Annotated in this window: 21 protein-coding genes; 13 read left to right on the forward strand and 8 right to left on the reverse strand. The window is 66.3% G+C overall.

Going from position 1 to position 22,258, the window contains the following annotated elements; all coding sequences use genetic code 11:
• Nucleotides 1-3: 3 nt before the first annotated feature.
• The 4 genes from R5H30_RS17005 to R5H30_RS17020 all read right to left on the reverse strand — a co-directional run bounded on the left by R5H30_RS17005 (nt 4) and on the right by R5H30_RS17020 (nt 5,115).
• Entirely contained in the window at nt 4-1,197 is a 1,194-nt protein-coding gene (locus R5H30_RS17005) for an acyl-CoA dehydrogenase family protein (protein ID WP_318329742.1), read from the reverse strand.
• 13 nt (nt 1,198-1,210) lie between these two features.
• On the reverse strand, nt 1,211-2,383 hold the full coding sequence (locus R5H30_RS17010; protein ID WP_318329743.1) for an acetyl-CoA C-acyltransferase: 1,173 nt from the start codon (nt 2,381-2,383) through the stop codon (nt 1,211-1,213).
• On the reverse strand, nt 2,380-4,476 hold the full coding sequence (locus tag R5H30_RS17015) for a 3-hydroxyacyl-CoA dehydrogenase NAD-binding domain-containing protein (RefSeq protein ID WP_318329744.1): 2,097 nt from the start codon (nt 4,474-4,476) through the stop codon (nt 2,380-2,382). The genes R5H30_RS17010 and R5H30_RS17015 overlap by 4 nt, the downstream gene beginning before the upstream one ends.
• Before the next feature lie 153 nt (nt 4,477-4,629).
• Nucleotides 4,630-5,115 (reverse strand): class I SAM-dependent methyltransferase, encoded by a 486-nt coding sequence (locus R5H30_RS17020; RefSeq protein WP_318329745.1) that lies wholly within the window; start codon nt 5,113-5,115, stop codon nt 4,630-4,632.
• Between the two features lie 166 nt (nt 5,116-5,281).
• Between R5H30_RS17020 and R5H30_RS17025 the strand changes: the two genes are divergently transcribed.
• From R5H30_RS17025 to R5H30_RS17040, 4 genes are read left to right on the forward strand one after another with little or no spacing between them, the layout of a single operon-like run.
• On the forward strand, nt 5,282-7,057 hold the full coding sequence (locus R5H30_RS17025) for an ABC transporter ATP-binding protein (protein ID WP_318329746.1): 1,776 nt from the start codon (nt 5,282-5,284) through the stop codon (nt 7,055-7,057).
• The gene (locus R5H30_RS17030; protein WP_318329747.1) at nt 7,050-8,972 is read left to right on the forward strand and encodes an ABC transporter substrate-binding protein; all 1,923 of its coding nucleotides are present in this window, start codon (nt 7,050-7,052) and stop codon (nt 8,970-8,972) included. Before R5H30_RS17025 ends, R5H30_RS17030 begins: the two co-directional genes overlap by 8 nt.
• On the forward strand, nt 8,969-9,997 hold the full coding sequence (locus R5H30_RS17035) for an ABC transporter permease (protein ID WP_318329748.1): 1,029 nt from the start codon (nt 8,969-8,971) through the stop codon (nt 9,995-9,997). The genes R5H30_RS17030 and R5H30_RS17035 overlap by 4 nt, the downstream gene beginning before the upstream one ends.
• Entirely contained in the window at nt 9,994-11,148 is a 1,155-nt protein-coding gene (locus tag R5H30_RS17040; protein ID WP_318329749.1) for an ABC transporter permease, read from the forward strand. Before R5H30_RS17035 ends, R5H30_RS17040 begins: the two co-directional genes overlap by 4 nt.
• Here the strand turns inward: R5H30_RS17040 and R5H30_RS17045 are convergent.
• Both R5H30_RS17045 and R5H30_RS17050 read right to left on the reverse strand, forming a co-directional pair.
• Nucleotides 11,145-11,606, reverse strand: a complete 462-nt coding sequence (locus R5H30_RS17045) for a PACE efflux transporter (RefSeq protein WP_318329750.1) — start codon at nt 11,604-11,606, stop codon at nt 11,145-11,147. The two genes, R5H30_RS17040 and R5H30_RS17045, sit on opposite strands and share 4 nt — an antisense overlap.
• Before the next feature lie 174 nt (nt 11,607-11,780).
• A complete protein-coding gene (locus R5H30_RS17050) occupies nt 11,781-14,246 on the reverse strand; it encodes a mechanosensitive ion channel family protein (protein WP_412105150.1) in 2,466 nt (821 codons plus the stop codon).
• 334 nt (nt 14,247-14,580) lie between these two features.
• On the opposite strand from R5H30_RS17050, the gene R5H30_RS17055 reads away from it, so the two are divergent.
• The 9 genes from R5H30_RS17055 to R5H30_RS17095 all read left to right on the forward strand — a co-directional run bounded on the left by R5H30_RS17055 (nt 14,581) and on the right by R5H30_RS17095 (nt 21,393).
• Nucleotides 14,581-15,729 (forward strand): glycosyltransferase family protein, encoded by a 1,149-nt coding sequence (locus tag R5H30_RS17055; protein WP_318329798.1) that lies wholly within the window; start codon nt 14,581-14,583, stop codon nt 15,727-15,729.
• Entirely contained in the window at nt 15,726-16,973 is a 1,248-nt protein-coding gene (locus R5H30_RS17060; RefSeq protein WP_318329751.1) for a glycosyltransferase family 4 protein, read from the forward strand. The genes R5H30_RS17055 and R5H30_RS17060 overlap by 4 nt, the downstream gene beginning before the upstream one ends.
• Entirely contained in the window at nt 16,970-18,043 is a 1,074-nt protein-coding gene (locus R5H30_RS17065) for a glycosyltransferase family 4 protein (protein WP_318329752.1), read from the forward strand. Before R5H30_RS17060 ends, R5H30_RS17065 begins: the two co-directional genes overlap by 4 nt.
• Nucleotides 18,040-18,624 carry a histidine phosphatase family protein gene (locus R5H30_RS17070; RefSeq protein WP_318329753.1) on the forward strand — a complete coding sequence of 195 codons (585 nt, stop codon included), beginning with the start codon at nt 18,040-18,042 and terminating at the stop codon, nt 18,622-18,624. The genes R5H30_RS17065 and R5H30_RS17070 overlap by 4 nt, the downstream gene beginning before the upstream one ends.
• Nucleotides 18,621-19,772, forward strand: coding sequence for a glycosyltransferase family protein (locus R5H30_RS17075; protein WP_318329754.1), 1,152 nt, complete (start codon nt 18,621-18,623; stop codon nt 19,770-19,772). Before R5H30_RS17070 ends, R5H30_RS17075 begins: the two co-directional genes overlap by 4 nt.
• Nucleotides 19,772-20,527 (forward strand): polysaccharide deacetylase family protein, encoded by a 756-nt coding sequence (locus R5H30_RS17080; RefSeq protein ID WP_318329755.1) that lies wholly within the window; start codon nt 19,772-19,774, stop codon nt 20,525-20,527. The genes R5H30_RS17075 and R5H30_RS17080 overlap by 1 nt, the downstream gene beginning before the upstream one ends.
• Entirely contained in the window at nt 20,524-21,006 is a 483-nt protein-coding gene (locus R5H30_RS17085; RefSeq protein WP_318329756.1) for a class I SAM-dependent methyltransferase, read from the forward strand. Before R5H30_RS17080 ends, R5H30_RS17085 begins: the two co-directional genes overlap by 4 nt.
• Before the next feature lie 75 nt (nt 21,007-21,081).
• Nucleotides 21,082-21,198: an entericidin A/B family lipoprotein gene (locus R5H30_RS17090; protein WP_318329757.1), complete on the forward strand. Its 117-nt coding sequence runs from the start codon at nt 21,082-21,084 to the stop codon at nt 21,196-21,198.
• Between the two features lie 57 nt (nt 21,199-21,255).
• Nucleotides 21,256-21,393 carry an entericidin A/B family lipoprotein gene (locus R5H30_RS17095; RefSeq protein WP_318329759.1) on the forward strand — a complete coding sequence of 46 codons (138 nt, stop codon included), beginning with the start codon at nt 21,256-21,258 and terminating at the stop codon, nt 21,391-21,393.
• A gap of 34 nt (nt 21,394-21,427) precedes the next feature.
• Here the strand turns inward: R5H30_RS17095 and R5H30_RS17100 are convergent, their stop codons facing one another.
• Nucleotides 21,428-21,742 carry a TraR/DksA family transcriptional regulator gene (locus R5H30_RS17100; protein ID WP_318329760.1) on the reverse strand — a complete coding sequence of 105 codons (315 nt, stop codon included), beginning with the start codon at nt 21,740-21,742 and terminating at the stop codon, nt 21,428-21,430.
• 76 nt (nt 21,743-21,818) lie between these two features.
• Nucleotides 21,819-22,190, reverse strand: a complete 372-nt coding sequence (locus R5H30_RS17105) for a DUF4112 domain-containing protein (protein ID WP_318329761.1) — start codon at nt 22,188-22,190, stop codon at nt 21,819-21,821.
• Nucleotides 22,191-22,258 lie beyond the last annotated feature (68 nt).

The following is a 22,258-nucleotide window of genomic DNA, read 5'->3' on the forward strand; positions in this document are numbered from 1 at the left end:
GGCTCAGCCTCCAAGCACGGTCTTGGCGATGATCCCGCGCTGGATCTCGTTCGAGCCGCCGTAGATCGAGATCTTGCGGTTGTTGAAGTATTGCGCCGCGACGGGCCCCGCCTCGTGCGGGTCGGGCAGCGGCGCGTTGCTGCCTTCCAGCGCTTCGGAGGTAAAAGGCATCGCGTAGACGCCCGCGGCGCGCCGCGCGAGGTCGTTGATTTCTTGCCGGATCACCGTCCCCTTCACCTTGAGCATCGAACTTTCCACGCCAGGCGCCTGACCTGCGGCCGCCGAGGAGACGATGCGCAGGTTGGTGGTGGCCATCGCCATCAAGTCGATCTCGACTTTGGCGAGGCGCGCCGCGAAATGCGGGTTCTCGATCAGCGGCCGGCCCCCGGACATCTCGGCCCGCGCCACGCGCTTGACCGCGGCAATACCTGCGAGGCTGAAGCCGACGCCCGCGATGCCGGTGCGCTCGTGGGTCAGCAGGTACTTGGCATAGGTCCAGCCCTTGTTCTCCTCGCCAACGAGGTTCTCGACCGGCACCCGGACGTCGTCGAAGAAGACCTCGTTGACCTCCGCACCGCCGTCGAGCAGCACGATGGGCCGCACTTCGACCCCCGGCGTGCTCATGTCGATCAGCAGGAAGGAGATGCCCTCCTGCGGCTTGGCCTCGGGGTCGGTGCGCACGAGACAGAAGATCATGTTGGCGTGCTGGCCAAGCGTGGTCCAGGTCTTCTGGCCGTTGACCACGTAGTGATCGCCGTCCCGCACCGCACGGGTCTTGAGCGAGGCGAGATCAGAGCCCGCGCCGGGTTCGGAATAGCCCTGACACCACCAGTCCTCGCCCGACAGGATGCGTGGCAGCCAATGCTCCTGCTGCTCCTTCGAGCCGAATTTCTGCAGCACCGGCCCCAGCATCGACAGACCGAAGGGCACGATGCGCGGCGCGTGGTGCAGCGCAGCCTCCTCGTCGAAGATGTGGCGCTGGACGGCATTCCATTCCGCCCCGCCGAAAGATTTCGGCCAGTTCTGCGCCAGCCATCCGCGTTCGTTCAGGATCGCGTGCCAGCGCTCCATCTCCTGTTTGCTCAGGGGTTTGCCGCGGCGCACCTTCTCGGACAGCTCCTTCGGCAACTCGGCCTCGAGGAACGCCCGCACCTCGTCGCGAAAGGCGGTTTCCTCTGCGCTGTAGCTCAGGTCCATGTGCGTCCTCCCTTCAGAAGATCTCGAAAAGCCCCGCCGCGCCCATGCCACCACCGATGCACATGGTCACCACGCCCAGCTTCGCGCCGCGCCGCCTGCCCTCGCGCAATAGATGGCCGGTCATGCGGGCTCCGGTCATGCCGAAGGGGTGGCCGATGGCGATGGAGCCGCCGTTGACGTTGTACTTCTCGGGGTCGATGCCCAACCGGTCGCGGCAATAAAGCGCCTGGCTCGCAAAGGCCTCGTTCAGTTCCCAAAGGTCGATTTCGTCGATCTTGAGCCCGTTTCGTTCGAGCAGCCTCGGCACGGCAAAGACCGGTCCGATGCCCATCTCGTCCGGCTCGCAGCCGGCGACGGCAAAGCCCTTGAACGCCCCCATCGGCTCCAGCCCAAGCCGTTCGGCCGCGTCGTCCGCCATGACGACGACCGCCGCCGCACCGTCCGAAAGCTGGCTGGCGTTGCCTGCGGTGACGAAGCCGCCGTCGCGCACGGGCGCGAGGCCGGCCAGACCGTCGAGCGTCGTGCCGGGACGATTGCACTCGTCCCGGTCGACGGTCACCTCGCGGTCGGAAATGTCCCCGGTCTCCTTGTCCTTCACCGCCATGACCGTGCGCATCGGAACGATCTCTTCGTCGAAGACGCCGTTCTGCTGGGCCGCAGCGATGCGCTGCTGGCTGCGCAGCGCATAGGCGTCCTGCGCTTCGCGGCTGACACCGTAACGTGCGGCCACGACGTCGGCGGTCTCGATCATCGTCATGTAGACATCGGGCTTGTGCTCGGCCAGCCAGGGTTCCGGCACACTCCTGGTCTCGGGTTGCACGAGGCTGATGCTTTCGACACCGCCCGCGACCATCGGACCCGCGCCTTCCTGCACGATGGCGTTGGCGGCCAGGGCGACGGTCTGCAGTCCCGACGAGCAGTAGCGGTTCACCGTCATCCCGCCCACGCTGATCGGCAGGCCGGCGCGCAGCGCGATCTGGCGCGCAATATTCTGCCCGGTGGCGCCTTCGGGAAAGCCGCAGCCGATAGCGCAATCCTCGATCGTGGCGGGGTCGATACCGGCCCGCGCGACCGCAGCCTCGACGACATGACCGCCCATCGTGGCCCCGTGCGTCCGGTTGAACGACCCGCGGAACGACTTCGCCAGCCCGGTCCGGGCGGCGGATACGATGACGGCCTGTTTCACGCCGCGGCCTCCTTGTTGAGATCGTCGAAGGTGCGCTCCTTGTCCACCAGCGTTTTCAGAAGCGGGGCCGGTTGCCAGAAGAAATCATCCTCTTGGGCGTAGCCTTCGATATCGGCCAGCAACGCCGGCAACCCGACCATGTCCGCCCATTTCAGCGGCCCTCCGCGGTAGCGCGGGAAGCCGTAGCCGAAGAGCAGCACCATATCGACGTCGAGCGGCCGCCGGGCGATGCCGTCGCCGACGACCTTCGCCGCCTCGTTGACCATCGCGGCCATGTAGCGGCGCTGGATCTCATCCTCGCTGAAATCGCGCGGCGTGATACCGCGCTCGGCGCGTTCCGCCTCGACATACTCCATGACCTGCGGGTTCGGCGTGCCGCCGCGCTGGTCCTTTTCGTAGATGTAGAAACCCTTACCGGTCTTCTGGCCGAAGTTGCCCTCTTCGCAGAGCCGGTCGGCGTAGCGCCCGACCCGGGCGCGCGGATCGAGCGTCGGTGCCTTGCGCTTGCGCGTGGCCCAGCCGATGTCGAGCCCGGCGAGGTCGGAGACCTCGAATGGGCCCATCGCAAACCCGAAGTTGCGGATCGCTGAGTCGATCTCGAAGGGTGTCGCGCCGTCGAGCACCATGTGGTCCGCCGCGGCCCGGAAAGTGGCGAGGATGCGGTTGCCTATGAACCCGTCGCAGACGCCCGCGCGCACCGACACCTTGCCCAGCCGCTTGCCAAGCGCAAATCCCGTCGCCACGACCTCGGGCGCGGTGGCGTCTGCGACGACGATTTCGAGCAGCTTCATGACATGCGCCGGCGAGAAGAAATGCAGCCCGATCACATCCTCGGGTCGCCTGGTGGCCGCCGCAATCTCGTTCACGTCGAGATACGAGGTGTTGGTCGCCAGCACGCAGCCCGGTTTGCAGACAGCATCGAGCCTGCCGAAAACCTCGCGCTTGACCTCCATGTCTTCGAACACCGCCTCGACCACCAGGTCGACCTCGGACAAGGCGTCATAGTCCGTTGCGAGGGTCAGCGCCCCGTTGAGAAGCGCGTCGTGCTTCTCGCGGCTGATCTTGCCGCGCTTTACCGCTGCGGACAGGTTTCCGTCGATCCGGCTATGGGCGGCGTCGGCGGCCTCTTGCGTCATCTCGACCAGCGTGACCGAAAGGCCGGAGAGCAGCGCCGCCGTGGCGATCCCCGCGCCCATCGTGCCGCCGCCGATGACGCCGACTGACTTGACGTCCCGCGGCGCAACGTCCTTGAGCTCCGGCAAGGCCCCCACAGCGCGCTCCGAAAAGAACGCGTGGATCATGCCCTGCCGTTGATCCGTCTTCATCAGGTCCCAGAACATCTGGCGCTCGGCCTTCAACCCTTCCGCGAAAGGAAGTTCCGACGCCGCCTGGACAGCGCGCACGGCCTGTGCCGGCGCGATCTGTCCGCGCCCACGCTTCAGCACCGAAGCATAGGTCGCATCCCAGTCGATCGGGGCAGGCGCTGGCATCTCGCTGACCGGGCGGCGCGCTGCACCCTCGGCAAGCAGTCGTTCCGCATAAGCCAGACCGACGGTTTCCGGGTCGCCCTCCTCGATGGCGTCGACGATTCCGAGGTCCTCCGCCTCGCCGGCACCGATCTGGCGCCCCGACGTGATGATCTCGATCGCCATTTCAGCCCCGATCACCCGCGGCAGGCGCTGCGTGGCCCCTGCCCCGGGAATGAGGCCGAGGTTCACCTCGGGCAGGCCGACGCGGGCCGAGGGCTGGGCGATGCGGTAATGCGCCGACAGTGCCACCTCGAGCCCGCCGCCGAGCGAGACCCCGTGCATCGAGGCCACGACCAGCAGCGGAGAGGATTCAATGCGATTGCAGACATCCGGCAGGTGCGGCTCGAGCGGGGTCTTGCCGAACTCACGGATGTCGGCCCCGGCGATGAAGGCGCGACCTTCGCCGACGATCAGCACCGCGCGCACGTTCTCGTCCGCCTCGGCCTCATCCATGCGCTCCATCATCCCCTGCCTGACCGCGTGGCTCAGCGCGTTCACCGGCGGATTGGTGATGCGCAGTACGGCGATTTCGCCCTGACGTTCGTAAGTGATCTTGTCGGTCATCGGCATCTCTCCGTCCTGTCGTCCCGGTCGTGCGATCACGCGCGCGACGCACACGCATTTCGGCCGTCCGGGGTCCATCCCGCTTGGCGCAGGGGCGCGCCCGGCGCACCGTAGCAACCGGTCCGCGGATGACAAGCGGTCGCGGGTGTCCGGTCAGCGCCGGTAGATGAAGCAGCGACCCTTCACGGCATGCTCCGGCAGGTCGATTTCCTCGAGCGTGTCGAAATACATCCGGTCGCTCGAGACCATCAGACCGCACTCCGCCAGAAGGGGCTCGACCAGCGGCGAGACCAACCGGGCAAAGCGATCGTTCTTTTCGAGATTGTGACCACCCAGATCGGCATGGATCAGCGACGCATTCGGGCCGAACCGGTCCAGCGCCGCCGGAAGGGTTTCGCGCACGTCGCCGAGGATCAGCCTCTCGTCGGGGGGCGTGCTGTCGGGATGCGAGGCGACGGCGCGTTCGAAAACGTAGATCTCGCGGCCCGGCATGATCTCGCGCATGTGGTGGTAGGTGCGCCCGTTGCCCAGGCCGAGCTCGAAAACCGGCCCCGACAGGGTATCGGTCATGCGCGCGGCATGGTCGAGGCAGGCGCGCTGGGACACCATTCGATCGATGAAGATATCCAGCCGGCTCATGCGTATCCTTCCTTCGGTTGCCCGACGTTCATGCCGGTTTCACACGCGGATGTGTAGTTGAAAATACGCCGGCGATCACGATGCTGGACGTGGGTGCCGAAATCGCGTTGACTGCGCTGAAGCAATTGCGGCCGCGACCTTTTCAACCGTTAAGTGACGCAGAACATTGAGCAACGATCCTCTTCTGGAAGTCGAAGATCTCGGCATCGGGTTCGGCAAGGCCGATCCGGTGGTCAATGGCGTCAGCTTTCGCGTCATGCCGGGCGAAACCCTCGCGCTGGTGGGCGAAAGCGGGTCGGGCAAGACCCTGACCTGCCGCGCCGTCCTGCGCATCCTGCCGCAGACAGCGCAGATCCGGCACGGCTCAATCCGGTTCGGCCTCGGAGAGAAGAAGAAGGAGATCCTGACACTCAGCGAACGCAGGATGCGAGACCTGCGCGGCGATCGCATCTCGATGATCTTCCAGGAACCGATGCGCTCGCTTTCACCGCTGCACCGGCTGGGCGACCAGGTCAGCGAGGTCTTGCATCTCCACCGCAACATGGGGCGCTCGGAAGCCAAGAAGCAGGTGCTCGACACCTTCGAGCGCGTGGGCTTTCCCGATCCGGTGCGGGTCTGGCGCTCGTACCCGTTCGAGCTGTCGGGCGGCATGCGCCAGCGCGCGATGATCGCGATGGCGATGGTGGCCAAGCCCGAACTTCTGATCGCGGACGAGCCGACGACCGCTCTCGACGTGACGACGCAGGCGCAGGTTCTGGGCCTGATCAAGAGCCTGCAGAATGAAACCGGCATGGCGGTGATCCTCGTCACTCACAACCTCGGCGTCGTCGCCAACATGGCCGAAACGGTCGTGGTGATGAACAAGGGCCGGATCATGGAGCAGGGTCCGGCCGAGGCCGTTCTCGGCAATCCGGCGCATGGCTACACCCGCAAACTCTTTGCAGCAGCGCCGATGATCCCCGAAGTCGCGGCACCGGCGCGCGGCTTCAGCCACGAGGATCCGATCCTCGAATTGCGCAAGGTCTCCAAGACTTACACCATGCGCGCCGGGAACTGGCGCAAGCCGGTGGCGATCTCGGCCTGCTACAACGTCGATTTCAAGCTTCAGCGCGGCAAGACGCTTGCCGTGGTCGGCGAAAGCGGGTCGGGCAAGACCACCTGCGCGCGCCTCGCACTCGGGGCCGAGCCACCCGATCCCGGCGGCGAGATCCTGTTCCGCCCGGAGACCGGCGCGAACCCGATCCCGGTGCACGACATGAGCCGGGAAGAGCGCATCGCCTTCCAGCGCCAGGCGCAGATGGTGTTCCAGGATCCCTACTCGTCGCTGTCGCCGCGCATGCGGCTGGGTGACACGCTGACCGAACCGATGGAGATTCACCGCATCGGCAGCAAGGAGACCCGCCGCGAAAAGGCCGCCGAGATGCTGCGCTGGGTCGGACTCGATCCTTCGATGCTGCAACGCTACCCGCATGCGTTCTCGGGCGGCCAGCGCCAGCGCCTGTCCATCGCGCGGGCGCTGACCCTCGAGCCCAAGCTGCTGGTCTGCGACGAGCCGACCTCGGCGCTCGACGTCTCTGTGCAGGACCAGATCCTGAACCTGCTGGAAGAGATCCGTGACGGGATGGGCCTGTCCTACCTCTTCATCAGCCACGATCTTGCCGTCGTCGCGCGCATCGCCGACGAGGTCGCGGTGATGCGCCAGGGTGTGGTCGTCGAGCAGGCCCAGCCGGACACGCTGTTCTACAACCCGCAACACCCCTACACCAAGGCGCTGATCGCGGCCCAGCCCGAGCCTGACATGGACCGTCCCATCGATCTCGAACTGGTGTCGAAGGGGGCCGGTGCGCCGACCGCCTGGCCCGAGAAGTTCCGCTTCGAAGGCGATGCCGTGCCGCGCTTGATCGAAGTGGAGTCCGGCCATAAGGTGAGGTGCCATGCTTGACGCGCTTCGTTCCTGCCTTGTCGCGGCCCTGCTGTGCGTCGGCACCGCTGCCGCCGCACAGGAGCTGAGCGAAAGCACGTTCTGGGCTCAGGAAGTCGCACGCGGCTATCTGCCGCCGGTAGCCGAACGGCTTCCCGAGGACGCGCTGGTGGTCGATCTCGAAGCCAAGGGGCGCAGCTTCGGCACCCAGGGTGGCACGCTGCGCACGATGGTCTCTCGCTCGAAGGACGTGAGGCAGATGGTGGTCTACGGCTACGCGCGCCTCGTGGGCTACGACCAGGATTACGCGCTGGTGCCTGACATCCTGCGCGACGTCGAGGTGGAGGACGAGCGCAAGTTCACCTTCCACCTGCGGCGCGGCCACAAGTGGTCCGACGGACATCCCTTCACCTCGGCCGACTTCCGCTACTGGTGGGAACACGTGGCCCAGAACGAGGAACTCTCGCCTTCCGGGCCGCCGGAATTCATGATCGTCGACGGCGAGCTGGCGACGATGAGCTTTCCCGACGACGTCACGGTCGTGATCGAATGGAAGGGGCAGAACCCGAATTTCCTGCAGTTGCTGGCCCAGGCCGCTCCGCCGTTCATCTACCGGCCCGCGCATTACCTGCGGAAGTACCATGCCGAATTCGCCGACCCGGACCAGCTGGCCGAGGCGGTCAGCAAGGCACGGGTGCGCAGCTGGGCGGCCCTGCACAACGGGCTTGACGATCTCTACAAGTTCGACGACCCGGAACTGCCGACGTTGCAGCCGTGGATGATCGGCAGCGCGGGCACGTCCTCGCGCCAGCTTTTCGTGCGCAACCCCTACTTCCACCGGGTCGACAAGCGTGGCATGCAACTGCCCTATATCGACATCGTCGAGATGTCGATCGTGGGCGCGGGGCTTGTCGCGGCCAAGACCAATGCCGGCGAAAGCGATCTGCAGGCCCGAGGGCTCGACTTTCCCGACATCGCCATTCTGAAGAAGGGCGAGGCCGACGGCGGCAACTACCGTGTGCTGCTCTGGGCCAACGGCGCGGCAAGCCAGATCGCGATCTATCCCAACCTGAACTTCGCCGACGAGGTCTGGCGCGAGGTCATGCGCGACGTGCGCTTCCGGCGCGCGCTGTCCCTGGCCATCGACCGCAACATGATCAACCGGGCGCTCTATTTCGGACTGGCCAATGTTGGCGGCATGACCGCCCTGCCGGAAAGCCCGCTTTTCGACGAGCAGAACCTCAACGCCTGGACCAAGTACGATCCCGAGATGGCGAACCTGCTGCTCGACGACATGGGACTGACCGAACGCAACGCCGCGGGCTTCAGGCTGCTGCCGGACGGGCGGCCGATGGAATTCGTCATCGAGACGGCGGGCGAGCGCCAGGAGGTCGAGAACGCGCTCGCCATCGTCACCGACACTTGGCGCGACATCGGGGTCAAGCTGGTCATGCGCCCGTCTGACCGGGACATTCTGCGCAACCGCATCTACGCCGGCGTCACCATGGCGGCGGTCTGGTTCGGCTGGGACAACGGGCTGCCGCAGCCCTACACCTCGCCGGATTACCTCGCGCCCACCGACCAGGTGTTCTTCGCCTGGCCGATGTGGGGACAGTATCACCAGACCGGCGGCGAGGCCGGCGAAGCACCCGACATGCCGGAGGCCGAACGCCTGATGCAGCTGGCAAGCGACTGGAAACATACCGGCAAGGCCTACGAGCGCGAGGCAATCTGGCGCGAGATGCTGAAGATCCATGCCGAGAACCTCTTCGGCATCGGCATTCTGTCGGGCGCTCCGCAACCGGTCGTCGTCAACAAGCGCCTGCGCAACGTTCCTGAGAACGCGGTCTGGGCCTGGGACCCGGGTGCGCATTTCGGCATGTACCGGATCGACGAGTTCTACTTCGATGACCCGCACCAGCAGCTGACCCAATGATGTTTCTGAAATACGCCGCGTATCGCTTCTGCACGATGCTGATTACGCTCCTGGTGGTCTCGGTGCTGATCTTCGTCATCATCAACCTTCCGCCCGGAGACTACCTCAGCAACCAGATCGCAGAACTACGCTCGACCGGGCAGGCCGATGGGGTCGCCAAGGCCGAGTTCCTGCGGCAGGAATACGCACTCGACCGGCCGATCTGGGAGCAATACCTGATTTGGGTCGGCTTCGCCGAAGGTCCGCAAGGCTACTCGGGGCTGATCCAGGGCAACTTCGGCTGGTCCTTCGAATACGACGAGCCGGTGGCCGACATCGTCGGCGACACGTTGTGGCTGACCGTCCTCGTAAACCTCGCCGCGGTGCTCTTCGTCTACGTCGTCGCGCTGCCTCTGGGCGTCATCGCCGCGGCGAAATCGGAAACCTGGGCCGATTACAGCGCGGCCTTCGTCGGCTACCTCGGCCTTGCGACGCCGAACTTCCTGCTGGCGCTGATCCTGTTCTACTACGGGCACAAGTATTTCGACCTGCCGATCGGCGGGCTGATGTCCCCGGAGTTCGAAGGCCAGCCGCTGAGCTGGGAGAAGGTCAAGTCGATCCTCGTCCACCTCATCGTGCCGACCTTCGTGATCGGCACCTCGGGGGCGGCCGCGATGATGCAGCGCCTGCGCGCCAACATGCTCGACGAACTCAGCAAACCCTATGTCGAGACTGCGCGCGCCAAGGGGCTGACCCCCTCGAAGATGCTGGTCAAGTACCCGCTGCGCATGGCCTTCAACCCCTTCGTTGCCGACATCGGCAACCTGCTGCCAGCGATGGTCTCGGGTTCGGTCCTGGTCTCGGTCGTTCTGGGCCTGCAGACCATCGGCCCCGCCCTGCTGCAGGCGCTGAAATCGCAGGACCAGTTCCTGGCCGGTTTCGTGCTGATGTTCGTGGCGTTCCTGACCCTGATCGGCACGATGATCTCCGACCTGCTGCTGGTCCTGCTCGATCCACGCATTCGCTACGGGGCGCGCGGCACATGAAATCGCTCCCCGACGGACGCCTGATCGACGAGGAGCCGTGGAGCGACGACACCGACCTGTCGGCGCCGGAACGCTCGGAGATGGACGCGCCCTCGTGGGTGCTGATGTGGCGCAAGTTCCGCAAACACCGGCTTGCGCTGGTCTCGGGCATCTTCCTGCTGGCCTGTTACCTGATGCTGCCGATCGCCGGGTTCATCGCGCCTTACACGCCGAACCAGCGCAGTGCCGACTACCTCTACTCGCCGCCGCAGATGATCCACCTGTGGCACGAAGGCCAGTTCATCGGCCCGCATGTCTATGCCACCACGGCCACCGCCGACCTCGAGCAATACCGCTGGACCTACGAGTTTCACGAAGATCAGCCGATGAAGCTGAAGTTCTTCTGCGATGGCGGCACGTACCGGCTGTTCGGCTTCATCCCGTCGGATACGCATCTGTTCTGCGCGCCGGAGGGCGCCACGGTGTTCCTCTGGGGCTCGGACAGGCTGGGGCGCGACGTTTTCAGCCGTATCCTGTATGGCGCGCAGCTTTCGCTCACGGTGGGCCTGATCGGCATCACCGTGTCCTTCCTGCTCGGCATCTTCTTCGGCTCGATTGCGGGCTATTTCGGCGGCAAGACCGACTGGCTGATCAACCGCATGATCGAGATCCTGCGCTCGTTGCCCGAATTGCCGCTCTGGCTGGCGCTGTCGGCGGCAGTGCCCTCGAACTGGGGGCCGGTGGCGGTCTTCTTCATAATCTCGATCATCCTCGGCATCCTCGACTGGCCGGGCCTCGCCCGCGCCGTGCGCTCGAAGTTCCTGTCGCTGCGCGAGGAGGAGTTCGTGCGCGCTGCCGAGATGATGGGCGCCAAGCCCGGCCGCGTGATCCGCAATCACCTGCTGCCCAACTTCATGTCGCACCTGATCGCCTCGGCCACGCTGTCGATCCCGGCGATGATCCTCGGGGAGACGGCGCTGAGCTTCCTCGGTCTCGGCCTGCGTGCCCCGGCAGTGAGCTGGGGGGTGATGCTGAACGATGCGCAAAACCTCGCCAGCATCGAGATCTACCCGTGGACGGCGATCCCGATGCTGCCGATCATCTTCGTGGTGCTGGCCTTCAACTTCCTCGGCGACGGGCTGCGTGCGTCGCTCGATCCCTACAAGAGTTAGGTTTCAGCGACCTTCCGTGCCTGTCCACCTCGGTTTTCCAACGCCCACTCGGCCAGCGGGAACAACCGGTCATAGGCCCAATTGAAGCCGAATGCGTAGACCACGTAGAAAAGCGCGAACGACACGTCCATCACGAACGCCTGCCACAACGTGACCCCGAGGTACCACGCGATGAAGGGCATCAGGACGATCAGAAGGCCGATCTCGAAGAGAACCGCGTGAAGGACCCGCAGGCGCGGAGTCTTCTGCGTCGTGCCGGAAACCCGCTGCAGGACGACGTCGAAACCGATGTTGTAAACCAAGTTCCAGAGCGTCGCGAGCGTCGCGCTGACAAGCCCGACAACACCGATGTCGTGCGCCGGCATATGGAAAGCAACCGCCCCAAGCGGGACAATAAGCATCAGGGCGATGATCTCAAAACTGATGGCATGTCGAAGACGATCGAGCGGGGAGCGCATGGCAACCTCTTAGCAGGTGCCGGGTCGTCCCGGGTCTCTTTCCATTACGGGGAGGTCGTCCTCTCGCCGACCGAATTGGCACCAATCGGTCACGGTTTCAAGGATTTTGATGCCGAACGTCCTCACACGTGCCGGATTTGACGCAGCGTCACCGAAAAAAGGACCCGACCCGGTTCAGCGATCGTCGCCGGACCCCTCACCGAGATCTTCCATCATCTCCTCCTCGATCGAGGACTGCGCCGCGGCCGTCACCGCCTTGCGCTCTTCCTCGCTGAGTTCGTCGATCTTGCCGTCGGCGAGGCGCACTGTGACCTCCTTGTGGGCGAACTTGATGCCCTCGCGCTCGAAGAGTTCGCGGATTTCCTGGTAGACCTTCTTGCGCACGAGCCACTGATCGCCCGGCTTGGTCATAAACTTCACCCGGATGATCATCGCGCTGTCCTGCATCTCGATGACGCCCTGGCTTTTCAGCGGCTGGATGAAGTTCTCGCCGATCACGGGGTCGTCCATCAGTTGCACCCCGAGCTTCTTGATGAGCTTGCGCACCTTCTCGACATCCGTGTCATAGGTCACGCGCAGCGGCAGCTTCATGATGACCCAATCGCGCGAGTAATTCGTCATCACCTGGATCTCGCCGAACGGGATGGTGTGCAGCGCGCCCAGGTGGTGGCGCAACTGAAACGAACGGACCGAGATCTTCTCGACCGTGCCCTTGACCCCGCCCACGTCGAGATATTCGCCCTTCCGGAACGCGTCGTCGAAGAGAAAAAACCCGCCCGAGAAAATGTCGCGCACCAGCGCCTGCGATCCGAAGCCGACAGCAACACCCACCACGCCCGCGCCCGCGAAGAGCGGCCCGACGTTGATGCCCATCTGCAAGAGCACGATCAGGACGATGGTGACCAGCAGCACGATCAGGATGAAATTGCGGAACAGCGGCAGCAGGGTCGCAAGCCGGCTTGCGCTCGACGCCGCACTGCCTTCGTCGCCAAGCTCGGTCTCGTCCGGCATGTCGGCCTGCTCTTCCTCGATCTTGCCGTCGATCCAGATCCGGAAGGCGTGATAAAGCACGTAGCCGATCAGCAGGATCACCATCACGTCGAGGATCTGGTCCGCCGCGCTTTCGACCATCCGCGTCGGGTTGCTGTCCCAGATGTAGAAGAAGGCGTAGAGCCCGGCCACGAAGGCGAGGATCGCGGCGACACGCCGCGCGAGATCCTCGTAGGTGTGCAGTTTGGAATGGTTGAGAAACTCCGACGGCCGCTCCGCGCGCAGCGCGCTCTCGCCGTCCTCGGACGCCTCTCCAGGAGCCGGTTCACTGTCATCGGCCAACTCCGCAATCTCGTTTTTCTCGCGCAGCGCCCGCGCCCGGGCAAAGCTGCGCTCGATAAAGAAGTTGATCACGCCGTAGACCACGATGATCGACATGACGATCCCATAGGCGCCGGCGATCAGCGGGATCGCGTTCGGATCGCCCAACACGAGGTCATAGGTCAGCGAGACCCAGGCGAAGAGCATGTAGACGATGATCGCCGGCGCCCAGAGGTTGGCTGCGGCCTTGGCGACCCAGCTCAGATCCTCGGGCGCCTTGCCGTTCCGGAACGCGCGGCTGATCGCGCGGCGGTTGACCAGAACCATGGTGATGTTCAGCAGCACCACCACCGCCGACAGCAGCGAGGCGAGGAAGGCGTAGACCTCGTAGTTGAGGCCAAGTTCCTTGATCCAGACCCCGAAGACGAGGGCGCAAATGTCGAAGCCCGCCACCGCCCAAAGCCAGAGGTAGAGACGGCGCGCGTCCCGCGCCGTCATCACCGGGATCCGGTACTGCTCGAGGTAGGGCGACAGGATCATTCGCCACAGATCGCCCACGGCCCGGCTGAGGAAATAGGCGAGGTTGATCACCACGATGGTGAACTTCAGTGCGACATCCTCGACCGGATCGAAGAAGACGACGCCCAGCACATAGGCCACGGCCATCGATACCAGGATTCCGATGACGCCCATGAAGAAGCGGTAGACGAGAAACGGCATCTTCTCGAGATAGCCCTGCGGTGCCTCGACCTGCCGCCCGACGACATACTTGCGGGCGAAGCGCTTGCCATAGATCTGCTTTTCGACCACGGCGCCGATGGCGAAGAGCAGACAGGACAGAAGCAGGATGCGCACGAACAGCCAGATCGTTCCGTCCGGACTGGTGGCGCGCAGGATGAAGGCGACCTCGTTGAAGGCCACCGGCAGGTTGACGAGCCGTTCCACCAGCTTCGTTCGGAAGGTCACGACGTCGTCCTGCACTTTCATCAGACGGCCGGGGCCGGCCACTTCGGCGCCCGCAGCTTCTTCCTCCGCCGCGTCCTCCGGGGCGTCAGCCTCGGCATCCTCGGGCGGCGGGGAGACGATGTTGCCCTCGGTGTCGATCACCACGACGTTGACGCCGGTCTCCCGGGCCTGCCGCATGATCTCTGCGATCCGGTCCGAGGCCGAGGCGTCTTCCTGCTCCTTCGGCGCCTCGACGGTCGGCACCAGCGAGCCAAGCGACTGTGCCTGAGACGGGGAAGCGATCATGGCGATGCCGAGCGCGAGCAGCAACGCGAGGACGGGCGGGAAAAAAAGTCTTGCCAAGGAAGGCCACCGATCAGGCATATGCGTCTTCGAAACGCTATGCCAGCGCCCCCGGCATTGCAAACGCGGCGCGTCTGCCGCTGGCTCGCCGCGTGGGTTTTGCACCCTATTTGGATTTGTGTCATATCGGATTCGCACAGACATACTGGGCCTGCCCGAGACCCGTGAGACCAAAGGACCCGCCCATGCGTTTGTTTCCGAACCACGGATCGAAGGCATCGGCACGCTTGCATACGCGCTTTGTCGATCCGGCGAACCGGCATAACGGAAACTGAATGTGCACGGTGTGGCAGGACCCTTGACGGCAGACAAACACACGGCCGATCCATCCGGAGAGCACCGCTCGCCCCGGATCATGCTTTACAGCCACGACACCTTCGGCCTCGGCCATCTTCGGCGGTCTCGCGCCATCGCCTCGGCCCTGACCGCCGCGGATCCCACCGCCTCGGCGATCATCCTGACCGGATCACCCATGGCGGGCCGTTTCGCGTTTCCGGAACGGGTCGACCACGTGCGCCTGCCCGGCGTGACCAAGCTGCCCGACGGCAGCTACGTCAGCCAGACCCTGGGCCTCGACATCGACGAGATCACCGCCCTGCGCGGCGGCCTGATCCAGACCGCCGCCGAGCAGTACGATCCCGACCTGCTGATCGTCGACAAGGAGCCGACCGGCTTTCGAGGCGAGCTTCTGCCCACGCTCGAGGCGCTCGAGCGTCAGGGGCGGACGCGCTGCGTGCTCGGCCTGCGCGACGTGCTCGACGAACCTGAAGTTCTGCGCACGGAATGGGCGCGCAAGGGCGCCATCGAGGCCACCGAGCGCTTCTACGACGAAGTCTGGGTCTACGGCATGCGCTCGGTTTACGACCCCACCGAGGGGCTGGACCTGACATCGGACCTGCGCGCCCGGATGCACTGGACGGGCTACCTGCGCCGCGAGATCGGAGACCCGGCCGACCCGCCGGAGGTGCCTTACGTTCTGGTCACGCCCGGCGGCGGCGGCGACGGGCGGTTCATGGTCGACCTGGTGCTGTCGGCCTACGAACGCGACACCGAGCTCGGACCGGACGCCCTCATCGTCTATGGCCCGTTTCTGTCGGGCGAGGTGCGCGCCGCCTTTGACGCGCGCGTCGCAAAGCTCGGCGGCCGGGTGACCGCGACCGGGTTCGACAGTCGCATCGAATCGCTGATCGCCGGTGCCGAAGGCGTGGTCTGCATGGGCGGATACAACACCTTCTGCGAGGTGCTGTCCTTCGACAAGCGCGCCGTGATCGTCCCGCGCACCGTCCCGCGGCTCGAGCAGTGGATCCGGGCGTCCCGGGCCGAGGAGCTGGGCCTCGTGCGCATGCTCGACGAGACCCGCGACGGTCTGACACCGGAGGCGATGAGCGCTGCGATCCGGGCGCTGCCGCGCCAGCCACGGCCATCCGATTCCGGTGCCGAGGGGCTGCTCGACGGCCTCGGGGTCGTGGTCGACCGCGCCAGGGCCTTGATGGCGGCGGAATGACCGGGACCGCCCCGGCGCTTGCGATCCTGGTCAAGGGCTGGCCCCGCCTGTCCGAGACCTTCATCGCGCAAGAGCTCGCTGCCCTCGAGGACGGCGGGCTCGGCTTCGACATCTGGTCGCTGCGCCATCCCACCGACACCAAGACGCATCCCCTTCACGATCGCCTCAAGGCGCGCGTGTTCTACCTCCCGGAATATCTGCACCAGGAGCCGCGGCGCGTCCTCCACGGGCTGCGGCATGCGCGCAAGCTGCCGGGGTTCTCCGAGGCGTGGCGCGTGTTTCGCGCCGACCTCACGCGCGACCGGAGCCGCAACCGGGTGCGCCGTTTCGGACAGGCCTGCGTGCTGGCGCGCGAACTGCCCAGCGACGTGCGCGGGCTCTACGCGCATTTCCTGCACACACCCTCGTCGGTCGCGCGCTATGCGGCGATCCTGCGCGGCCTGCCGTGGTCCTTCTCGGCCCATGCCAAGGACATCTGGACATCGCCCGAATGGGAGCTGCGCGAGAAGCTTTCACCGGCAAACTACGGGGCCCAGTTCGGCGCCACCTGCACGGCTTTCGGAGCGGAACACCTGCGCGACCTCGCCGGCGACCCGGACGCCATCGACCTTGTCTATCACGGGCTCGACCTCGGGCGTTTTCCCGCCGCGCCGGAGCGCGCAGCGCGCCAGCCCGGCGCACCGCTGCGGCTGCTGTCGGTCGGCCGGCTGGTCGAGAAGAAGGGGTTCGACCGCCTGATCGAAGCACTGGCGCTGCTGCCCGACACGGTCGACTGGCATTGGGAGCATGTCGGCGGCGGCGCGCTCGGCTCCGAGATGAAGGCGCTGGCCGCGCGTCTCGGCGTGGGCGACCGGATCACGTGGCGCGGCGCCTGCGACCAGCCCGAGGTGATCGACGCCATGCGATCCGCCGACCTTTTCGTGCTGCCCAGCCGCGTAGCGGCCGACGGCGACCGTGACGGGTTGCCCAACGTGCTGATGGAAGCGGCAAGCCAGAAGCTGCCGATCCTGTCGACCCCGGTGTCGGCGATACCGGAATTCATCGAGGACGGCGTGCACGGCATGCTGCGCGCCGACGCACCCGATGAACTGGCCGCCGCGATCCGCCAGTTCGCCGAAGACCAGTCGCTTGGGCCGCGCCTGGCCGAGGCCGCACATACCCGCCTTGTCGCCGAGTTCCGCATGGCACCAGGCATCGCCCGCCTGCACGCGCGCCTGACCGAGATGCTGGACACGTCGGAATGAGCCGCATCGCCTTCTACGCACCGCTGAAGCCACCGTCGCACCCGAGACCTTCCGGCGACCGGGCGATGGCGCGGGCGTTGATGCTGGCGCTGGAGCACACCGGGCGCCACGTCACGGTCGCAAGCACGCTGCGCAGCTATGACGGCGCCGGCGACAGCGCCCGGCAACAAGACTTGGAGGGCGCGGCGCAGGCGGACCTCGGGCGTCTCGTCGAATCCGGTCGCAAGGCCGGGTGGACCTGCTGGTTGACCTATCACTGCTACTACAAGGCGCCCGACCTGCTCGGGCCCGCTGTCACCCGTCAGCTCGGAATTCCCTACGTCCAGATCGAGGCGACGCGCGCGCGAAAGCGCCTCGACGGGCCGTGGGCGCGTTTCGCGGCCCTGTCCGAGGCGGCCTGCGATCACGCCGATCTCATCTTCTATCTGACCGAGCGCGACGGCGAGACGCTGATCGCGCGCGCGCCCGAGGGCCAGACGGTGCGTCGCCTGCACGCTTTCCTGCCGCATACGGACCTGCCGCCCCCGTCGACGCTGGATGGTCCGATGCTCAGCGTCGGGATGTTCCGCCCGGGTGACAAGCTGGGCTCTTACCGGATCATCGCCGAAACGCTCGCGCTTCTCCAAACCAGCGACTGGTGCCTCGACATCGCCGGCGACGGCGCTGCGCGTCCGCAGGTCGAGGAGCTTATACGGGGTTTTGGACCGCGCGTGCGGCTGCTGGGAGAATGCGATCAGGCACGTCTGGCCGAGGCCTACGCGTCGGCGTCGCTGCTGTTCTGGCCCGGCGTGAACGAGGCTTTTGGCATGGCCTACCTCGAAGCGCAGGCCCGCGGCCTCCCCGTTGTCGCTCAGGACCGACCAGGCGTGCGCGACGTGCTGGCCGGCACCGATCAGCCACCGCCCGCAGCAGGGACATCGGCACTGGCGGAGCGGATAGACCGCCTGCTAGGCGACCCGGCTCTGCGTCGGGCCAGGTCGCGCGAGGTCCGCGCGCATGTGCAATCGCGCCACCTTCTCGGAACGGCCGCCCGGACCCTCGATGACGGGTTGCGCGAGGTCGCCGCATGACCCGTCTGGCGCTCTTGCGGCACGGGCATACCGCATGGAACCGGGCGGGACGCATTCAGGGCCGCAGCGACATTCCCCTCGACGCGGCGGCCGAGACCGAGCTGTCGGCGCTGTCGTTGCCGGCCCCCTGGAATGCGGCAGATCTCAGGTCGAGCCCGCTGTCCCGCGCAGTCCGAACTGCCGAACTGGTCGCCGGTCGCCCCCCGCGCGCGGATGCCGCCCTGATCGAGATGCACTGGGGCGCATGGGAAGGCTGTCAAGGTGCGGCGCTGCGCGCCGATCCCGGATCGGGCTATCGCGACATCGAAGACTGGGGATGGGAGTTCCGCCCGCCCGGCGGCGAAAGCCTTTCCGAGATGCGCACCCGCCTTCGGGGATGGGCCGAGGCCCTGACCGAGGATACCGTCGCGGTCTGTCACATCGGCACGATGCGTGTTCTGCTGGCGCATGCCATGGGCTGGGATTTCACCGGGCCGGCCCCCTTCCGCATCAAGCGAGGGCGGCTCTTCATCATCAACACTAATTCCCGGGGCTGGACGGCTGATCCATCGCCCATACGCCTCGTGGAGCGTCACCGATGACCGCGCCGGGACCGCGGGTGATGATCGTCGTCACCCACCTGTTGGGCACCGGGCACCTGGCCCGCGCGGCGACCTTGGCCCGGGCTTTCGTCGCGGCGGGCGCAGAGGTCACGCTCGTGTCCGGCGGCTTTGCGGTGCCGCGCATCGACACCGGCGGCGCCGATCTCGTGCAACTGCCGCCGCTTCGGTCCGACGGCGTCGATTTCTCACGGCTCTTGGACGGCAACGACAACCCGGCGGACGATGCCTTGTTTCGCAGCCGCGCGGATCAGATGATCGACACCCTGCGCCGGACCGATCCGCAGGTCCTGATCACCGAGCTTTTCCCGTTCGGGCGGCGCAACCTGCGACAGGAATTCACCGCCCTGCTCGAGGCCGCCGATGACCTCGAGGCGCGACCGCTGATCCTTTGCTCGATCCGCGACATTCTCGCCCCGCCGTCGAAACCGTCCCGTGCAGACTGGACCGAAGCGCTTGTCGCACGGCACTACGATGCCGTCCTCGTACATTCCGATCCAACGGTCACGCCGCTGGAGCTCAGCTGGCCCGTCACCGACGCGCTGGCCGCAAAGCTGGCCTACACGGGTTTCGTGGCACCACCCCCTGCCCCGCTGCATCCAACGACGGACGGCGCGGGCGAAGTACTCATCAGCGCCGGGGGCGGCAGTGTCGGCGACCATGTGTACTCCGCCGCCCTCGCAGCCGCGCGCCTGCAACCGACACGCAATTGGCGGCTGCTCGTGGGCGGTGCGGACGCCCATGACCGCTGCGCATCCCTGCGCGCGGAGGCGCCCAGCAATGTCATCGTCGAGCCGGCGCGGGCCGATTTCCGCCAGATGCTGCATCACGCGGCCGCCTCGGTCTCGATGTGCGGATACAACACCGCCCTCGACCTGCTGCAGGCCGGAACACCCGCGGTAATCGTTCCCTTCGACGCCGGCAGCGAGGTTGAGCAGGGTCTGCGCGCCAAGGCGCTGTCACGCCTGCCGGGGTTCGAGACGATCCGCGCCACCGATCTGGATGCCAAAGGCCTCGCGAATGCGGTGATGCGCCTCGAAAGCGGTCCGCGGCGTACCCCGGTCACAACCGGACTCGACGGCGCAAGACACAGCGCCGAGATCGTGTTCGAGATGCTGGAGGACCGGTGATGCGCGTTGACTGGACACCGGTGACCGAGGCCGTCGCCCGGTTGCGGTCGGATGGGAGAAGACTAACGCTCTGGTGGCGCGACGACGATGCCGTCCGGGCCGGCCCCGAGCTCGATCGGCTTGCTGCGCTGTCACATGACATAGGCCTGCCCGTGGGCCTCGCCGTGATCCCGTCGCTCGCAAAGGACACCCTCGCGGAATACCTGTTGCATTCGCCTGAGCTGATCCCGCTCGTACACGGCTGGGCGCATCGCGACCACGCCCCGGCCGGGGCCAAGAAGGCCGAGTTCGGATATCCGCGCGCGGAAGGCCACGCGGAACTGTCCCACGGACTCGACCGGGCGCGCGCGCTGTTCGGAGATAGGCTGCTGCCGGTCTTCGTTCCGCCGTGGAACCGGATCGACGCCGGGTTCGAACCGATGCTGCCCACGCTCGGCTACGTGGCGCTCTCGACCTACGGGCCGCGCCGTCCCGCCTCGCCGGGGCTGCAGCGCCTCAACACCCATGTCGACCCCATTGATTGGCGCGGCACCCGCAGCCTCGTCGATCCCGAACGCCTGATCCGGGACACCGCCCGGGCCATCGACGCCCGTCGCACGTGCGCCACCGACCCGGACGAGCCGCTCGGGCTACTCACGCACCATCTTGTGCATGACGCGGCAATCTGGGACTTCTCGCGCGCGCTGCTGACGACGCTTCTCGAATGCGGCGCGGAACCCGGCGACCCGCGCCACCTGATCGGAGAGACCACATGAGCCGGCTGGAATCCTTTCGCCGCAGACTGACCGCCCAGATCGACGGACTCGACTGGGCGACCGCAGAGATCGCGGGACTCGAGGGCGACGTGCTCGAGCTTGGCCTCGGCAACGGGCGCACCTACGACCATCTGCGCGAACGCCTACCCGGACGCCGGATCTGGGTCATCGACCGGGTCATGCGCGCCCATCCCGACTGCATCCCGCCAGAAAACGATTTCCTGAACGGCGAGGCCGACGACATGCTGGCGCGCCTTGCCAAGGCGGGCGTGCGCATGGCGCTGGCGCATTACGACTTCGGCACCGGCGACCACCCCGCCGACGCCGCCGAGGGCGCCCGCCTCGCTCCGCTGATCGCCGCGGTCATGGCGCCCGGCGGGCTGATCGTGGCGCAACAGAAGATGCCCGGCATGCACGAAATCGCGGGACCCGACGCCGTCGATCCCGGCCGCTACCATTTCTACCGCGCCGAGAGCTAGCGGGCGCATTTCCACCTGCCGCGGGGCGCGCAGGCGTGCTAGTCAACTGCAAAACCACCTCGAAGGACCGAGACGATGACGAGACTTGCGATCCTGTTCGCCGCGCTGCTGGCGCTGACCGCCTGCGAGACCACGAAGGGCATCGGGCGCGACATGGAAAACGCGGGAGCCGCGATCCAGCGCGCGGTCTGACGGGAACAGGCGGCCCGCTTGCCGCGTTGTGCGGCGAACCTTACCGAGGAGACCGCCATGACCCGTATTTTCATCCTGCTGGGCACCATCTTCGCCCTCACCGCCTGCGAAACCGCGAAAGGCGTCGGCCGTGACGTCGAGAACGCCGGGGAGGCGGTGCAGGAAGGCGCTGCGGATGCGCAGGCTTCGATCTGACTGAAGGGGCGGCCGGATCGGCGGCCCTTTGCTTTCAGACGGCGCAATTTTTGCAGAATGCCGTGTCAGGAAGAAGCGTAAGGCGCGCGTCCGAAACGGCATCTCCGCAGGTCTGACACAGCCCGTATGAGCCGTCCTCGATCCGCGCCAGCGCGGCGTCGATGCGGCGCAGTTCGTTCAGTTCGGCCTGCCCCAACGCCTCCAGCACTTCGTCGCCCTGCCGCTCGGTCGAGCGATCTTCCCAATCCGGCGTCGCCGGTTGGTCGAGTTCGCGCTCGACCGCCTGCAGCGCGACTGCAAGCTCGGCACGGCGGGTTTCAAGAACTGTTTTCTGCCTGGAAATGTCCATTCCGGTCTCCCCTTTGATCGGGAAGACAATGGCGGCGAGCCGAGCCCTTCGCCTTGATATGCGTCAAGATCGCCGGTCAGGCACGCGCGGCCAATGTATCGCGCAGCAGGGCGGCGTTCCGGCGGTGCGACTTGAAGAAGAGGTCGAAGACGTCGCCGAGGACCGGCACCGAGCCCACGAAGAAGTCCACGCCCGCATTGCCCGCCATCTTCGCCAGAACCGCACCGCGCGCGCCGTGCCGGTATGCGGTGTAGATCATCCACAGCGACGGCAGCAGCATCACCGTGTCGCCGACCCCCGGAACGAGCCCGACGATGGAGTCGAAACCGAAGCGCAACGGCGTGCCGGGAATGCGCCAACGGGTGTCAAGAAGCCGCGCGATCCGCTCCGCCCGCCGGAGGTCGGCGTCGCGGTCGGGGATCGGGGTGTAGGTCGCGTCGGTGGGCATGGCGGTTCTCCTTGGAGGGAGAACGGCGGGGGGTGGGGACGGGTTCCCGGACACTCGTCGCGCGCGCC

The sequence above is a fragment of the Roseobacter sp. FCG-D35 genome (assembly GCF_033436665.1).
Lineage (GTDB): Bacteria > Pseudomonadota > Alphaproteobacteria > Rhodobacterales > Rhodobacteraceae > JAWQFO01.

Bases quoted from the DNA above. Each gene is read 5' to 3' on its own strand.
- R5H30_RS17040 (WP_318329749.1), top strand. From the start codon at position 9,994: ATGAAATCGCTCCCCGACGGACGCCTGATCGACGAGGAGCCGTGGAGC.
- R5H30_RS17050 (WP_412105150.1), bottom strand. From the start codon at position 14,246: ATGCCTGATCGGTGGCCTTCCTTGGCAAGACTTTTTTTCCCGCCCGTC.
- R5H30_RS17085 (WP_318329756.1), top strand. From the start codon at position 20,524: ATGAGCCGGCTGGAATCCTTTCGCCGCAGACTGACCGCCCAGATCGAC.
- R5H30_RS17015 (WP_318329744.1), bottom strand. From the start codon at position 4,476: ATGACCGACAAGATCACTTACGAACGTCAGGGCGAAATCGCCGTACTG.
- R5H30_RS17090 (WP_318329757.1), top strand. From the start codon at position 21,082: ATGACGAGACTTGCGATCCTGTTCGCCGCGCTGCTGGCGCTGACCGCC.
- R5H30_RS17030 (WP_318329747.1), top strand. From the start codon at position 7,050: ATGCTTGACGCGCTTCGTTCCTGCCTTGTCGCGGCCCTGCTGTGCGTC.
- R5H30_RS17055 (WP_318329798.1), top strand. From the start codon at position 14,581: ATGCTTTACAGCCACGACACCTTCGGCCTCGGCCATCTTCGGCGGTCT.
- R5H30_RS17075 (WP_318329754.1), top strand. From the start codon at position 18,621: ATGACCGCGCCGGGACCGCGGGTGATGATCGTCGTCACCCACCTGTTG.
- R5H30_RS17095 (WP_318329759.1), top strand. From the start codon at position 21,256: ATGACCCGTATTTTCATCCTGCTGGGCACCATCTTCGCCCTCACCGCC.
- R5H30_RS17100 (WP_318329760.1), bottom strand. From the start codon at position 21,742: ATGGACATTTCCAGGCAGAAAACAGTTCTTGAAACCCGCCGTGCCGAG.
- R5H30_RS17065 (WP_318329752.1), top strand. From the start codon at position 16,970: ATGAGCCGCATCGCCTTCTACGCACCGCTGAAGCCACCGTCGCACCCG.
- R5H30_RS17080 (WP_318329755.1), top strand. From the start codon at position 19,772: ATGCGCGTTGACTGGACACCGGTGACCGAGGCCGTCGCCCGGTTGCGG.
- R5H30_RS17070 (WP_318329753.1), top strand. From the start codon at position 18,040: ATGACCCGTCTGGCGCTCTTGCGGCACGGGCATACCGCATGGAACCGG.
- R5H30_RS17020 (WP_318329745.1), bottom strand. From the start codon at position 5,115: ATGAGCCGGCTGGATATCTTCATCGATCGAATGGTGTCCCAGCGCGCC.
- R5H30_RS17105 (WP_318329761.1), bottom strand. From the start codon at position 22,190: ATGCCCACCGACGCGACCTACACCCCGATCCCCGACCGCGACGCCGAC.
- R5H30_RS17035 (WP_318329748.1), top strand. From the start codon at position 8,969: ATGATGTTTCTGAAATACGCCGCGTATCGCTTCTGCACGATGCTGATT.
- R5H30_RS17045 (WP_318329750.1), bottom strand. From the start codon at position 11,606: ATGCGCTCCCCGCTCGATCGTCTTCGACATGCCATCAGTTTTGAGATC.
- R5H30_RS17005 (WP_318329742.1), bottom strand. From the start codon at position 1,197: ATGGACCTGAGCTACAGCGCAGAGGAAACCGCCTTTCGCGACGAGGTG.
- R5H30_RS17060 (WP_318329751.1), top strand. From the start codon at position 15,726: ATGACCGGGACCGCCCCGGCGCTTGCGATCCTGGTCAAGGGCTGGCCC.